We start from the raw sequence: 14,146 nt of genomic DNA, 5'->3' as shown, positions 1-14,146 counted from the left end.
CGCACGAGTTTGCTGATGAGTATGCGCTTATCCCGCCCGGCCGCGAAGAACGCAGTTGCCGTGGCCACCCTGATCGTCGGCGCCGTGGCGCTTTCCGGGTGCTCCAGCCTTGGTAGCCGCACCTTCGGCGATCCTGTCACCACCGGCACCTTGCAACAGGCGCCTCCGCAGAGCGTCAATCAGCCCATGCCGGCGAGTCTGGGCGCTCCGCAGACCCTTGTCGCCGAGCAGCAGTTCCTGCCGCCTGCGCCGCTCGGCGGTGGCGGAAACTGGAACTCGCAGCCAGCTCCATCCACACCGATCTGGAATCAGCCGAGCCAGCAGCCGGCCTGGAACCAGCCTGCTCCGATGGCGTCCGCATCTGCGCCCGCCGTCCAGTCCCAAGACCTTCCTGTACTGAGTTCACCGTCCCAGGGATCCTTGCCAGCCATGCCTGCCCAGACCGCCCTTGCTTCGACCGCGCCCGCGCCGTCCCCGGCCGCGCTGGGCACCCTGCCAACCAACTCGTCGGTTCCGACCGTCGCCGCTTCGGCGCCGACGGTTGCTCCGGCCGCTGCCAACTCCAACGGCGCCTACTATCACACCATCGCCGGTGGCGAGTCGCTCTACACCATCGCCCGTCGCTATGACGTCACCACGCAGGCGATCGTGCAGGCCAACAATCTCGGCTCGCCCGACAAGATCGTCGTCGGCCAGAAGATCCTCATTCCGGGCCGCTCGGATCTCGCCAGCCAGCCGGTGCAGGTTGCCAGCACCACGCCCGTCGCTGCTCCCGCGCCGCAGCCAGCGCCGGCGCCGGCTCCTGCTCTGCAGCAGGCTGCCGCTACGCCGACGCCAGCTCCGGCCACACCCGCAGCAACGACGCCACAGCAGCCCGCGCCGACCCAGGTTGCAGCCGCTCCTGCCGGGACGCAGCCCGCAGCCCCGGCTCCCGAACCGGCGATGTCCGGCAGCGACAAGTTCCGCTGGCCGGTGAGCGGCCGGGTGCTAGTCGATTTCGCAGCATCCCGCGGCACCGGCATCAACATCGAAGCATCCGAGGGTGCGCCGGTGGCTGCTGCCGAGAACGGCACCGTCATCTATGTCGGCTCCGGTGTCGAAGGCTACGGCAATCTGGTGCTGATCCGGCACCCGAACGGGTATGTTTCCGCGTACGCCCACCTGTCGTCGATGAACGTTGCCAAGGGTGCCGTGGTCAAGCGTGGCGACACTATCGGCGCCGCCGGCAAGACCGGCTCGGTGACCCAGTCGCAGCTGCACTTCGAACTGCGCAAGGGTGCCACCCCGGTCGATCCGATGCCGCTGCTGAGCTGATCGGAAGCTCCGAACCACCTTCAAACGGCCCGGACACTGTCCGGGCCTTTTGCGTCGATACCGGATTGGAGCGGCTTCTAGATCGCCTTGCCCAACTCACCCGCCAGCGTGCGCACCAGTTGGATCGCCACTCGGCCCGATCGGGCGCCCCGGGTCTGCGACCACTCGATGGCGCGCGCGTTCAGCGTCTCCTCGTCCAGCCCGAGCTGGTAGTGATCGGCATAGGCCTTGACCATGCTGAGGAAGGTCGGCTGGTCGCAGTTGTGGAACCCGAGCCACAAGCCGAACCGGTCGGAGAGGGACACCTTCTCTTCCACCGCCTCGCCGGGGTTGATGGCCGTGGCACGCTCGTTCTCGATCATGTCGCGCGGCATCAGGTGCCGCCGGTTGGAGGTGGCGTAGAACAGCACATTATCCGGCCGACCTTCGAGGCCACCGTCGAGGATCGTCTTCAGCGACTTGTAGCTGGTCTCGTCCTTGTCGAAACTGAGGTCGTCACAGAAAACGATGAAGCGCGCTGGTTCCTTGCCAATCAGGCGCATCAGGCGGGGCAGGGTGTCCAAATCCTCACGGGCGATCTCGATCAGGATCAGCCGCTCAAAGCCCTCGTCGCTTCGGCTGGTGATGTCGCCATGGATGGCCTTCACCAGTGAGCTCTTGCCCATGCCGCGGGCGCCCCACAGCAGCGCATTGTTGGCGCCGTGGCCGCGAGCGAACTGCTCGGTATTGCGGAGCAGGATGTCCTGCACCCGATCGATTCCCTTGAGCATGGCCAGAGGCACGCGGCTGACCCGCGGCACCGGCATCAATCCTCCGGCATCGGCGTCCCAGTGGTAGGCATCGGCCTCGCTCAGCACCTGGACGGAGGCTTTCGGTGCGGCCGTCGCGGCCTTCAACGTTGTCGCGATTTCCTGAAGCGTGGCTGCGATTTGGGCGAGCCGGTCGTCGGTATTCAACAGGGCAGTCCTTGGGTTGTGCCGCGGCAATCTGCGTAGCCGCGAAGGCCTTTGCAATACGAAGGGTGCAAATGTATAGTCCGCCCGATTTTGTCCGGGGTGCAAGTGCAGCAAGCCCCTCGCGCGTCCAGTCGCGTCGAAGACGATGCTGGTTCTGGCGCTGCCCCATCAAACAAAAAGAAGCAATAAGGAGCTCGCCTCATGTTCGTTACGCCCGCCTTCGCGCAAGCCGCTGCCGGTGCTCCGGCCGGTGGAGGATTCGCCGATATTCTCGTCCAGCTGATGCCGATCGTCCTGCTGGTCCTGATCTTCTGGCTGTTGATCTTCCGTCCGCAGCAGAAGCGGCTCAAGGCGCAGCAGGCCATGCTCTCGGCCATCCGCCGCGGCGACACCGTCGTCACCACTGGCGGCCTTGTCGGCAAGGTCACCAAGGCGGTGGACGGTGAAGACCTCGAAGTCGAAATCTCGCAGGGCGTGAAGGTGAAGGTGGTCCGCGGCATGGTCGCCGACGTGCGCACCAAGGCCGAGCCGGTCAACGACAACAAGCCGGCCTGATCCGGCCAAGCATCCCGCCGGAGCCCCAGGGCTCCGGTTCGTCTTTCAGGGTACACCTTAATGTCCAGTCCGTTCCGCTCCGTCTTCGTCCTGATCGTTGCCTTGGTCGGCATCCTGTTCGCGCTGCCGAACTTCCTGCCGAAGGACGTGACCGAGAACCTGCCGGATTGGGTGCCGAGCCAGACCATGGTGCTGGGCCTCGACCTCCAGGGCGGCTCGCAACTGCTGCTCGAGGTGGACCGTGAAGGTATCATCTCCGAGCGACTGCAGAGCCTGCGTCGCGACGTGCGCAACGTGCTCGCCAACCAGAACGGCATCGGCAACATCATCGCCACGGACGAGGCCAACGCACAACTCACGGTGGAACTCACCGATCCGGCGCAGAACGATGCTGCTCGTACGGCCCTGGAGACGCTGCAGAACAGCCTGAGCAATGCCCTGTTCGCCGGCATCGGTGTCAACGAGTTGGCCTTCGGCGAGACGGCCGACGGCAAACTGACCGTGTCCTTGACCCCCGACGGCATCAACCAGCGCATGAGTTCGCTGGTCTCGCAGTCGATGGAGGTTATCCGCAGTCGCATCGACGAGTTGGGTACCACCGAGCCGACCATTCAGCGCCAGGGCGATACGCGCGTCCTCGTGCAGGTGCCGGGCTTCGGCGACTCGGACCGCCTGAAGTCGCTGATCTCCCAGACCGCCCGTCTGACCTTCCACATGGTCTATCCCGGCATGTCGGCCGCCCAGGCGGAGGCGCAGGGCCTGCCCGCCGGCACCATGATCGTGCCGAGCCAGGATGGTGGCGCGGAACTCCTCTATGAAGACGTTGCGATCGGCGGCGAGTCGTTGGTCGATGCCCAGCCGGCATTCGACCAGCAGCGTGCTCAGCCCGTGGTCAGCTTCCGCTTCGACACCCGTGGCGCCGTCACCTTCGGCCAGATCACCTCGGCCAATGTCGGCCAGCGCTTCGCCATCGTGCTCGACAACGAGGTCATCACCGCACCGGTGATCCAGCAGCCGATCACCGGTGGTACCGGCCAGATCAGCGGCAGCTTCACCACCCAGAGCGCCAATGACCTTGCCGTCCTGTTGCGGGCGGGTGCGCTGCCGGCCACCCTCGACATCATCGAGGAACGCTCCGTCGGCCCCAGCCTCGGCGCCGACAGTGTCCGTGGCGGCGTGATCGCCGGCATTATCGGCGGCATCAGCACCATCGTCTTCATGCTGGCCGCCTATGGCCTGTTCGGCGTGTTCGCCAACATCGCCCTGCTGCTCAACATCACTCTCGTGGTTGGCGCCCTGTCCCTGCTGGGCGCGACGCTGACGCTGCCTGGCATTGCAGGCATCGTGCTGACCATGGGTATGGCGGTGGACGCCAACGTCCTGATCTTCGAGCGCATGCGAGAGGAACGCGCTGCCGGACGGTCGGTCATCCAGGCCATCCAGTCGGGCTTCAGCAACGCCATGAGCGCGATTCTCGACTCTAACGTTACGACGCTCATTGCCGCGGTTGTGCTGTTCTACCTGGGCTCCGGCCCGGTGCAGGGCTTCGCCGTTACCCTGGCGCTCGGTATTCTCACCACGCTGTTCACCGCCTATTTCGTGACCAAGCTGATCGTACTGCGCTGGTACGACTGGGTCCGGCCCAAGCAGTTGAAGATCCAGCTGCTCAAGCTGATTCCCGACGAAACGAAGCTGCCGTTCATGAGCTGGCGCAAGATCGCGATCATTGCCTCGCTTGTTCTGTCCATTGCTTCGGTTGGCCTTACCGTCGTGAACGGCCTCAATCTCGGCATCGACTTCAAGGGCGGCACTTCGATCGAAGTGCAGCACCAGGGCGGTCCGGCCGATCCGGGTCTCATCCGCACCCGCTTGAGTGAACTCGGCCTTGGCGACGTCCAGGTGCAGGGCTTCGGCACGCCGGAAGATGTGCTGATCCGTATCGAATTGCAGGAAGGTGGTCCGGAGGCGCAGCAAGCTGCCGTGGATGCCGTGCAGGAGACACTGGCGCCTGAGAACTACGAAGTGCGCCGCGTCGAAGCTGTCAGTGGCACCGTTTCGGGCGAACTCGCCATGACCAGCACCATCGGCCTGTCGGTCGCCGTGCTCGGCATCCTGATCTACCTGTGGTTCCGCTTCGAGTGGCAGTTCGCGGTCGGTGCAGTGGTGTCGACCCTGCACGACGTGGTGCTGACGCTCGGCTTCATTGCCCTGACCGGGATCGAGTTCAACCAGTCCAGTATCGCCGCCATTCTGACCATCGTCGGCTATTCGTTGAACGATACGGTGGTGGTGTACGACCGCGTGCGCGAGTTCACCCGCAAGTACCGCAAGATGCCGCTGATCGATCTGCTGGATAAGGCGATCAACTCGACGCTGTCGCGCACCGTGCTCACCGGTCCCACCACGCTGTTGGCCCTGCTCGCGCTGGCGCTGTTCGGTGGCGAGATCATTCAGAGCTTCGTGCTGCCGATGATCTTCGGTGTTGTCGTTGGCACCTACTCCTCGATCTTCATCGCCGCGCCGATCCTGGTGAATCTCGGCCTGCGCTCGCCGCGCGAGGACGCCAAGGCCGAGACTGGTGGGGCCGTCGATACCCCGGCGGTGTAGCCGTGACCGAGCCGGAAGCCGGGCGCAACTACCCCCAGCAGGTGGGCATCGACGCCTATGGCAATGGCGGCTTTCGGTTTGCAGGTATCTCGCACCGGGGCTCGCTGCTGTGCCTGCCCTCCGGCATGGCGGCTTGGCAGGTCGCCGCCGGCCCGCTGACGCTGGATGCGCTTCGTCCGGTCCTCGCCGAGGCGGACGACATCGATGTGCTGCTGATCGGTTTGGGAATGGACATCGCGCCGCTCGCCCCGGAGATCCGCCAGGCCTTTCGCGAGCGCTCCGTCATCGTTGAGGCGATCGCCACTGGCGGCGCCGTGCGGACCTACAACGTCCTGCTGGCGGAGCAGCGCGCCGTCGCCGCCGCCCTGATTGCCGTAGACCGGGTGCGCTGATGGCCTCCGACAGCTTTGTCCATGCCGCGGCCGCTCTCAGGGCAGGGGACCGCGACCGGTACCTCTCGACCCTGGTCCTGACCGGCGAGCAGCGTGACGCCGTCACCGCCCTCTACGCCTTCAACGCCGATGTTGCCGCCATCCGCGACCGGGTCTCGAACCCCGCTCCCGGCGAGGTGCGGCTGCAATGGTGGGTTGATGCCATCGAGGGCACCGAACATGGTGCAGTTCGCAGCAATCCCGTTGCAGATGCCCTTTTGCGGGTAACGGAAGACTACCAAATCCCGGCCGGAACGCTGCTGCGGCTGCTCAATGCGCGCCGCTTCGACCTCTATGACGACCCCATGCCGGACCTGCCCAGTTTCGAGGGTTACGCCGGCGAAACCGCCTCGACGCTCTATCAACTCGCGGCCATGATCCTCAACGATGGCAATACCTTAGACGCCGGCGACGCCGCCGGCCACCTCGGTGTCGCCCATGCCCTGATCGGCCATCTCCGCGCCTTCGGCCGCATCTCCGCCCAGGGCCGCATCATGCTCCCCTGGTCCGTCTTCGCCGCCAACGGGGTGAACGAAGGGGAGATATTCGCTCGTACCGAGAGCGAGGGGCTTGTGGAAGCCCTTGGCCAGCTTAGCGAAATTGCCGCCGACCATCTCGTCCGCGCTGATGCTGCAATCGCCGACCTGCCGACAAAACTCAGGCCCGCCTTCGCTCTGGCGCCGGTCCTTCGGCGTCAGCTTGAAATGCTGAACCAGCACACGGACAGCCCGTTTGGGCCGGCACCGGACGAGCCCGACTGGCGCAAGATCACCCGGCTTCTGTGGTGGAGCTGGCGAGGCCGTTAGGCCTCTGCCGGGACCAATCCGGCTTCTGCCCAAGGCTTCAGATCTGCGAGCGCCCGCGAGGTGATGGCCCGGCGCTTGGCAATCACTTTATCATTGCCGCGCCAACGACTTACCCCTTCCGGACGGCTGACGCTGACCGGCGGGAACAGTCCGAAATTGACGTTCATCGGCTGGAAACTGCGAGCGCCGCTATAGCTCTCCGCCTCGAGGTGGCCGCCAGTGATATGGGCCACCAGGGCGCCGAGTGCCGTGGTGACCGGCGGCATCGGCAGGTCGCGTCCAGAGACCTCGGCGGCAGCGAGCCGACCGGTGATCAGGCCGACGGCAGCACTCTCGACATACCCCTCCACGCCGGTCACTTGGCCAGCAAAGCGGATGCGTGGATCAGCCTTCAGTTTAAGGTCGGGCCGCAAGACCTTCGGCGAGTTGATGAACGTGTTGCGGTGCAATCCACCTAGCCGGGCGAACTGGGCGTTCTCCAGCCCCGGGATCATGCGGAAGATCTCGGTCTGAACGCCGTAGCGCATCTTGGTCTGGAAGCCGACCATGTTCCAAAGCGTGCCGAGGGCATTGTCCTGGCGCAACTGCACAATGGCGTAAGGCTTGACCGTGGGATTGCGGGGATTAGTCAGCCCCACCGGCTTCATCGGCCCGTGGCGCAGGGTTTCCGGGCCCCGCTCGGCCATGACCTCTATCGGCAGGCAGCCATCGAAGTAGGGGACCTTCTCCCAGTCCTTGAACTCGTGCAGCGGCGCGCTCTTCAGCGCTTCGATGAAGGCATAGTACTGGTCGCGGTCCATCGGGCAGTTCAGGTAGTCGGCGCCGGTGCCGCCAGGCCCCGCCTTGTCATAGCGAGACTGCTTCCAGGCGATGTCGTGATTGATGCTGTCGTAGTGCACGATGGGCGCGATGGCATCGAAGAAGGCCAGCGAATCCTCACCCGTCTTCGCCAGGATCGCTTCGGCAAGGGCAGGGGAGGTCAGTGGCCCGGTGGCGATGATGACGTTCTGCCACTCCTCGGGCGGCCATCCGGCGACCTCTTCCCGCTCAATGGTGATGTTGGGGTGGTTGTTCACCGCCTCGGTGACGGCGGCGGAGAAGCCGTGCCGGTCCACCGCCAGTGCGCCCCCTGCCGGGAGCTTGTGCTGATCGGCCGCCCGCATGATCAGCGAGCCGCAGCGCCGCATCTCCTCGTGCAACAGCCCCACGGCGTTCTGCTCATGATCGTCGGAGCGGAAGCTGTTGGAGCAGACGAGTTCGGCGAGGCTGTCGGTCTCGTGCGCGTCGGTCGCCTTCACCGGCCGCATCTCGTGCAGGATGACCTGGGCGCCGGCCTCTGCGGCCTGCCACGCGGCTTCAGAGCCGGCGAGACCGCCGCCGATGACGTGAATGGGATGTTTGGACATGCGCCGGGCATAGCAAGCGCCGGTGGGGGGCGCAACTGCCGCCCGGGGCTCTAGCGTGCTCGTGATGAACGAGCCGTGCCGGAAGTCGAAATACGGAAACGCCCGCAGCTTAGAAAGATGCGGGCGTTCGGATCGAAGTTGTCGTGATAGCCGGATTAGAGGGTGTTGGCATGATCACGAGCAATGCGGGTGATGTCCGTGCGGGCGATACCCAGATCGTTCAGCTGACGATTGTCGAGGGCAGCGAGTTCACGGACGGTCTGCTGGTAGGCAGCCCACTTCTTGAAGGTCTTGCGGATGTCCATTTGTAGTCTCCTGTCGTTTACGAGGACATATCTAGTCCGGCGCGTCTCGCTTGAGCAGTGGGGCAATAGTCAGATTGGCCATGCGTTCAGTGCAGGGCTTTAACCGCGCCCGTTCAGCTTCGGTTAAGGCGTGCGGCAAAACGAAAGCCGCCGGATGGCGATCCGGCGGCCAGAGGCTCTGCAGACGGAGAGGTAGCTCAGCGGTCGAACAGCGACCGCGTCATCTTGGAAAAGTCGGGGCCGGTAATCCCCAGCATATCGGCCTCACGCGTCGACGGGACGTCCATTTCCCGCAGCGTCTGCTTGACGTCGATCAGGCGCTTGAGGCGCCATACGGCACGCACGAACATGGCTCGGTTTCCCTGGTGCTGGTGACGACGTCGAGACCATGGTCCGATTTGAACCAAGGCGCCATGCCCGCCGCTTCAACAGCATCATGCATGGAGCGCATGGCTATTTCACGGAACCGACACGAATGCGGTTTCTGCGCGGCTGCTGCCGCAGCAGAAATCGCGTTGCGTTCCGTTACCGCCGAGAGCCGAACTGCAGAGATCTGCAGACGATTTGCTACTCGGCGGCACGCGGTGCGTAGTGCGGTCGGCGCTCCATCACTTCCTTGAGGAAGTGACCGGTATGGGAGCGCGCGTTCTCCGCCACCTCTTCCGGCGTGCCGATGGCGACGATCTCGCCGCCGCCGTCACCACCCTCGGGCCCGAGGTCGATGACCCAGTCGGCTGTCTTGATGACTTCGAGGTTGTGCTCGATCACCACCACCGTGTTGCCGCCCTCCACCAGCTCGTGCAGCACCTCGAGGAGCTTCGCCACGTCATGGAAGTGCAGGCCGGTGGTCGGCTCGTCCAGCATGTAGAGCGTGCGACCGGTGGCGCGCTTGGAGAGCTCCTTGGAGAGCTTGACTCGCTGCGCCTCGCCGCCCGAGAGGGTGGTACCCGGCTGGCCGACCTTGATGTAGCCGAGACCCACGCGCTGCAGGGTCAGGAACTTGTCGCGGATGGTCGGCACGGCGGAGAAGAAGTCCACCGCCTCGTCGATGGTCATGTCGAGGATGTCGGAGATCGACTTGCCCTTGAACTGCACTTCCAGGGTTTCGCGGTTGTAGCGCTTGCCCTTGCACACATCGCAGGTGACGTAGACGTCGGGCAGGAAGTGCATCTCAATCTTGAGCACGCCGTCGCCTTCGCACTTCTCGCAGCGGCCGCCCTTGACGTTGAAGCTGAAGCGGCCGGGCCCGTAGCCCCGGGCCTTGGCTTCGGGCAGGCCGGCGAACCACTCGCGCAGCGGCGTGAAGGCACCCGTATAGGTGGCGGGATTCGATCGGGGCGTGCGGCCGATCGGCGACTGGTCGATGTCGATGACCTTGTCGAGAAATTCGAGACCGGTCAGCGCCTCATGCGGGGCAGGGACCACGCGGGCGCCGTTCAGGCGGCGGGCGATCGCCTGATACATGGTGTCGATCATCAGCGTCGACTTGCCGCCGCCGGACACGCCGGTGATGGCAACGAACAGGCCGAGTGGCACGTCGACCGAGACGTTCTTGAGGTTATTGCCGGTGGCGCCCTTCACCGTGAGCGCCTTGCCTTTCTTGGGCTGGCGGCGCTCGGCCGGAACGGGAATGCCCATGCGGCCGGACAGATACTTGCCGGTCAGTGAATCCGGGTGCTCGAGGATCTGCTGCGGGGTGCCCTCGGCGACGATGTGGCCACCATGGACCCCGGCGCCCGGGCCGATATCGACCACGTAGTCGGCGGTGAGGATGGCGTCCTCGTCATGCTCGACCACGATCACGGTGTTGCCGAGGTCGCGCAGCCGGCGCAGTGTGTCGAGCAGGCGGGCATTGTCTCGCTGGTGCAAGCCGATGGACGGCTCGTCCAGCACGTAGAGCACGCCGGTGAGGCCGGAGCCGATCTGCGAGGCGAGGCGGATGCGCTGGGACTCGCCGCCCGATAGCGTGCCGGAGTTGCGCGCCATGGTGAGATAGTCGAGGCCGACGTCGATCAGGAACATCAGGCGCTCGCGGATCTCCTTGAGGATGCGCTCGCCGATCAGCTTCTGGTTCTCGGTAAAGGTCTTCGGCAGCTCCTCGAACCACTGGTAGGCGGCCCGGATGGACTTCTCGGTGACCTGGCCGACATGGAGGCCATCGAGCTTCACGGCCAGCGCTTCGGGCTTCAGCCGGTAGCCGCCACAGGCGACGCAAGGCTTGGCCGACATATAGCGCTCGATCTCCTCGCGCATGCCGGCGCTCTCGGTTTCCCGGTAGCGGCGCTCGAGGTTGCCGATCACGCCCTCGAAGGGCTTGGAGGTCTTGTACTGGCGCAAACCGTCGTCATAGACGAAGTTGATCGCGGTTTTCCCGGTGCCGAAGAGGACCGCGTGCTGCACTTCGAAGGGCAGTTCGTTCCAGGCAGTGCCGGTCGAGGCGCCGAAGTGCTTCGCCACGGCGCTGAGGGTCTGCTGGTAGTAGGGCGCGCTGGTCTTGCTCCAGGGCAGGATGGCGCCGTCGCGGAGCGACATGGTCGGATCGGGCACGACCTGGTCCGGGTCGATCTTCTGCTCGGTGCCGATGCCGTCACACACAGGGCAGGCGCCGAAGGGATTGTTGAACGAGAACAGCCGCGGCTCGATCTCGGGAATGGTGAAGCCCGAAACCGGGCAGGCGAACTTTTCCGAGAAAGTGATCTGGCGGGCGGTCCCGTCCTCGTTCTTCTCGTCGGCGAACTCGATGATGGCGATGCCTTCGGCGAGCTTCAGCGCCGTCTCGAAGCTCTCGGCGAGGCGGCCGGAGATGTCGGGTCCGACCACGACGCGGTCGACCACCACTTCGATGTCGTGCTTGAACTTCTTGTCGAGGGCAGGGGCGTCCTCGATCTCGTGGTACTCGCCGTCGATCTTCACGCGCTGGAAGCCCTTGCGCATGAGGTCGTTGAGCTCGCGCTTGTACTCGCCCTTGCGGCCGCGGGCGATGGGCGCGAGCAGGTAGAGGCGCGTGCCTTCGGGCAGGTCCACGGTCCGGTCGACCATCTGCGACACCGTCTGCGACTCGATCGGCAGGCCGGTGGCGGGAGAATAGGGCACGCCGACGCGGGCGTAGAGCAGGCGCAGATAATCGTAGATCTCGGTGACGGTGCCGACGGTCGAACGCGGATTGCGCGAGGTGGTCTTCTGCTCGATGGAGATGGCCGGCGAGAGGCCCTCGATGTGCTCGACATCGGGCTTCTGCATCATCTCGAGGAACTGGCGCGCATAGGCGGAGAGCGACTCCACATAGCGGCGCTGCCCTTCGGCATAGATGGTGTCGAAGGCGAGGGACGACTTGCCGGAGCCGGATAGGCCCGTCATGACGATCAGCGAGTCACGGGGCAGCTTGAGATCGATGCCTTTGAGATTGTGCTCGCGGGCGCCGCGGACGACGATTTCACGGTTCAAGCTGGACTGGGCAGGCATCATCGGGTCCGCAATTGGCTCTTCGCTCCGATGCCGAGTGAGAAGCACCGCGCGACAGGCGTGTCGTATCGAGTAGGGAAACGCAGAGATAAGCTCCGCGGTCTCCCGGCGCAAGCATGGTACCGGTGCGAACGCGGTTCGTTCCGGTCACAGCCGCGTGCCTGGAACATAGTGCGAACAGACCGGAGTCGGTCAAGAGCCAAGCGGACCGCCATCGCTCTGTCCAAGCACTCGTGCCGAGGACGGCTTCTCACTGCGGCAGTGCTGCTGACAATGCCTGTCAGCAGGGGCAGGACTTGACTGGGCTTGCGTGAGAACATAATGTGAACAAAGGCAAGCGTTGGACCTGTTCAAAAGCCCAGTTTGGCCGCGCCACGGCCAGAAAGACGCTGTAGAACGGATCTGACGGAAGCGCCCCGCCAGATGGCGCGGGCTGAATTGCGAGAGGTGAAGCCATGGCAGGCAGCGTCAACAAGGTGATTTTGGTCGGCAATCTCGGCAACGACCCGGAAGTGCGCAACCTGCCGAGCGGCGGCAAGGTGGTGAACCTGTCGGTTGCCACCTCCGAGCGCTGGAAGGACCGCAACACCGGCGAGCAGCGCGAGAAGACCGAGTGGCACCGTGTGGTGATCTTCTCGGAAGGCCTGGCGCGGGTCGCCGAGCAGTATCTGCGCAAGGGTTCCAAGGTGTATATCGAGGGCCAGTTGCAGACGCGGAAGTGGCAGGACCAGTCCGGTCAGGACAAGTACTCCACCGAAGTGGTGCTGCAGAACTTCAACTCCTCCATGGTGCTGCTCGACGGACGCGGCGAGGGCGCCGGTGAAGGCGGCGGCTATGGTGGTGGCGGCGACGGCGGTTTCCGCGGCGTGCGCGACCAGGGTGGTGGCGGCGGTCGCCGCCCGGCCGCCAATGCCCCGGCCTTCGAGCCCGGCGGCATGGACGACGACATCCCGTTCTGAGGGTTGTTGGAAAGGGCCGCGTTGCGGCCCTTTTCTTTTGGTTCCCCGCCAGGCCTTTGGCGATAGGTGCGGGGTGGGGCTTCGCGCACTCCTCATCCCATCGACCTCATGGTGAGCTTGTCGAACCAAGAGGTCGCGGCCACGGTGCTAACGACCTCGTCCTTCGACAGGCTCAGGATGAGCAACCATTAGCTATGGGGTCCAGGGTTGGCCTCGTTGCAGAACGGTGTTGGCGAAGATGACGAGTTTTCGAGCGCAGGCGACGAGGGCGAGCTTGTGGGGTTTGCCAGCGGCAGTAAGGCGGGCATAGAGCGCCATGAGTTGGCGGTTCCATCGATAGGCGGCAGGCAGGGCCGCGGCGTAGAGAGCCTGCCGGGGGCGGGCACGGCCGCCGGCGATGTGGCGCCGCCCGTGATGCTTGCCGCTGTCGTGGTCGAACGGTGCCAACCCGATCAGGGCAGCGGCCTGTTCACGGCTGATGCTGCCCAGTTCCGGCATGGCGATCAGCAAGGCCAAGGCGGTCGGTATGCCGATGCCGGGGACGGAGAGCAGCAGATCGAGCCGCCGCCCGAGAGCCTTGTCGGCCCGCACCGCCCGTTCCAGCCGGCGCCGTTCGTCGCGCAGGCGGGCCTTGAGTGCGGCAATGTCAGCGGCAACCAGGCTGGCAAGACGGGTATCGTGCAGATGCTCGAGCCGGGTCTTGAGCCGGGCGATGTCCTGGACCAGCTGGTCGATGAAGACCAGATGCTCGTTCAAGGCCGACAGGGCCGGATCAACTGCGGCCCGATTCGTCTCGAACAGGGCGGTGAAGGCGGCGATGACCCGGGCATCCAGCCGGTCGTTCTTGGCGCGCTGCAACCGCATGCGGGCAAACAGGCGTACCTGCAGCGGCTGGTGCAGGATCACCTTGAACCCGGCCTCCCGCAAAGCCGCGACCACGCCACGTTCGTAGCCGCCGCTGGCTTCGATGCCGACCCGATCGACACCGGCCTTGAGCAACCACTCCGCCGCCGCTTGCCATCCGGCCGCGTCATTGTTCACCCGCAGCCATCCCTCGCCGGGCGTCACCGCCAGATCAAGAGCTGCCTTGCCGGTATCGATCCCGGCCACAAATGTGCTAGAATGGCTCATCTTCCTCGTCCCGTCCTTGCAATGCGAACCCTGGGTTCAATCAACCATGCGGGCCCGATGAAGACTGACGGCAACGATCCCGCTCATCCTCAGACAAAGGTGCACACCACCAGTCTGGGTCTACCTCGATCCGATGCCGCCGCCGCGGCCTGGTGTCGAACAGGCCGCGGCACCCCCACATTCGCACATCCCGCTAATACAAGGTCTACGAGAT

The 14,146-nt window shown here is 64.9% G+C and carries 12 protein-coding genes; 6 read left to right on the top strand and 6 right to left on the bottom strand.

Features of this window, described 5'->3' with window-relative positions; genetic code table 11:
- Positions 1-15 precede the first annotated feature (15 nt).
- Positions 16-1,314 (top strand): peptidoglycan DD-metalloendopeptidase family protein, encoded by a 1,299-nt coding sequence (locus ACFSX5_RS18505; RefSeq protein WP_386835423.1) that lies wholly within the window; start codon positions 16-18, stop codon positions 1,312-1,314.
- Between the two features lie 77 nt (positions 1,315-1,391).
- Here ACFSX5_RS18505 and ACFSX5_RS18500 read toward each other — a convergent pair whose 3' ends face one another.
- Complete coding sequence (locus ACFSX5_RS18500) at positions 1,392-2,270, bottom strand: ATP-binding protein (RefSeq protein ID WP_386835422.1); 879 nt, start codon at positions 2,268-2,270, stop codon at positions 1,392-1,394.
- 201 nt (positions 2,271-2,471) lie between these two features.
- On the opposite strand from ACFSX5_RS18500, the gene yajC reads away from it, so the two are divergent.
- The 4 genes from yajC to ACFSX5_RS18480 are packed head-to-tail and all read left to right on the top strand — an operon-like array spanning position 2,472 to position 6,669.
- Complete coding sequence (gene yajC, locus ACFSX5_RS18495) at positions 2,472-2,825, top strand: preprotein translocase subunit YajC (protein ID WP_386835421.1); 354 nt, start codon at positions 2,472-2,474, stop codon at positions 2,823-2,825.
- A gap of 60 nt (positions 2,826-2,885) precedes the next feature.
- Positions 2,886-5,432, top strand: coding sequence for a protein translocase subunit SecD (gene secD, locus ACFSX5_RS18490; RefSeq protein WP_386835420.1), 2,547 nt, complete (start codon positions 2,886-2,888; stop codon positions 5,430-5,432).
- Positions 5,433-5,434: 2 nt separating this feature from the next.
- Positions 5,435-5,824 (top strand): Mth938-like domain-containing protein, encoded by a 390-nt coding sequence (locus ACFSX5_RS18485; protein ID WP_386835419.1) that lies wholly within the window; start codon positions 5,435-5,437, stop codon positions 5,822-5,824.
- Positions 5,824-6,669, top strand: a complete 846-nt coding sequence (locus ACFSX5_RS18480) for a phytoene/squalene synthase family protein (RefSeq protein WP_386835418.1) — start codon at positions 5,824-5,826, stop codon at positions 6,667-6,669. Before ACFSX5_RS18485 ends, ACFSX5_RS18480 begins: the two co-directional genes overlap by 1 nt.
- Here the strand turns inward: ACFSX5_RS18480 and trmFO are convergent.
- The 4 genes from trmFO to uvrA form a co-directional block, all read right to left on the bottom strand.
- Positions 6,666-8,075, bottom strand: a complete 1,410-nt coding sequence (gene trmFO, locus ACFSX5_RS18475; RefSeq protein ID WP_386835417.1) for a methylenetetrahydrofolate--tRNA-(uracil(54)-C(5))-methyltransferase (FADH(2)-oxidizing) TrmFO — start codon at positions 8,073-8,075, stop codon at positions 6,666-6,668. The genes ACFSX5_RS18480 and trmFO overlap by 4 nt on opposite strands.
- 155 nt (positions 8,076-8,230) lie before the next feature.
- Positions 8,231-8,380, bottom strand: coding sequence for a DUF1127 domain-containing protein (locus tag ACFSX5_RS18470; protein WP_386835416.1), 150 nt, complete (start codon positions 8,378-8,380; stop codon positions 8,231-8,233).
- 197 nt (positions 8,381-8,577) lie between these two features.
- Positions 8,578-8,730 carry a hypothetical protein gene (locus ACFSX5_RS18465; protein WP_386835415.1) on the bottom strand — a complete coding sequence of 51 codons (153 nt, stop codon included), beginning with the start codon at positions 8,728-8,730 and terminating at the stop codon, positions 8,578-8,580.
- Between the two features lie 217 nt (positions 8,731-8,947).
- Entirely contained in the window at positions 8,948-11,842 is a 2,895-nt protein-coding gene (gene uvrA / locus ACFSX5_RS18460; protein WP_386835414.1) for an excinuclease ABC subunit UvrA, read from the bottom strand.
- A 455-nt stretch (positions 11,843-12,297) separates the two neighbouring features.
- On the opposite strand from uvrA, the gene ssb reads away from it, so the two are divergent.
- Entirely contained in the window at positions 12,298-12,801 is a 504-nt protein-coding gene (ssb, locus tag ACFSX5_RS18455; RefSeq protein ID WP_386835413.1) for a single-stranded DNA-binding protein, read from the top strand.
- Positions 12,802-12,993: 192 nt separating this feature from the next.
- Here ssb and ACFSX5_RS18450 read toward each other — a convergent pair whose 3' ends face one another.
- Positions 12,994-13,932, bottom strand: a complete 939-nt coding sequence (locus ACFSX5_RS18450) for an IS110 family transposase (RefSeq protein ID WP_386835412.1) — start codon at positions 13,930-13,932, stop codon at positions 12,994-12,996.
- Positions 13,933-14,146: the final 214 nt, after the last annotated feature.

This window comes from Devosia albogilva (assembly GCF_042685625.1).
GTDB classification, from domain to species: Bacteria; Pseudomonadota; Alphaproteobacteria; order Rhizobiales; family Devosiaceae; genus Devosia; species Devosia albogilva.
The sequence above is the reverse complement of the archived record's forward strand: the minus strand, read 5'-3'. Positions and strand labels throughout refer to the sequence as shown.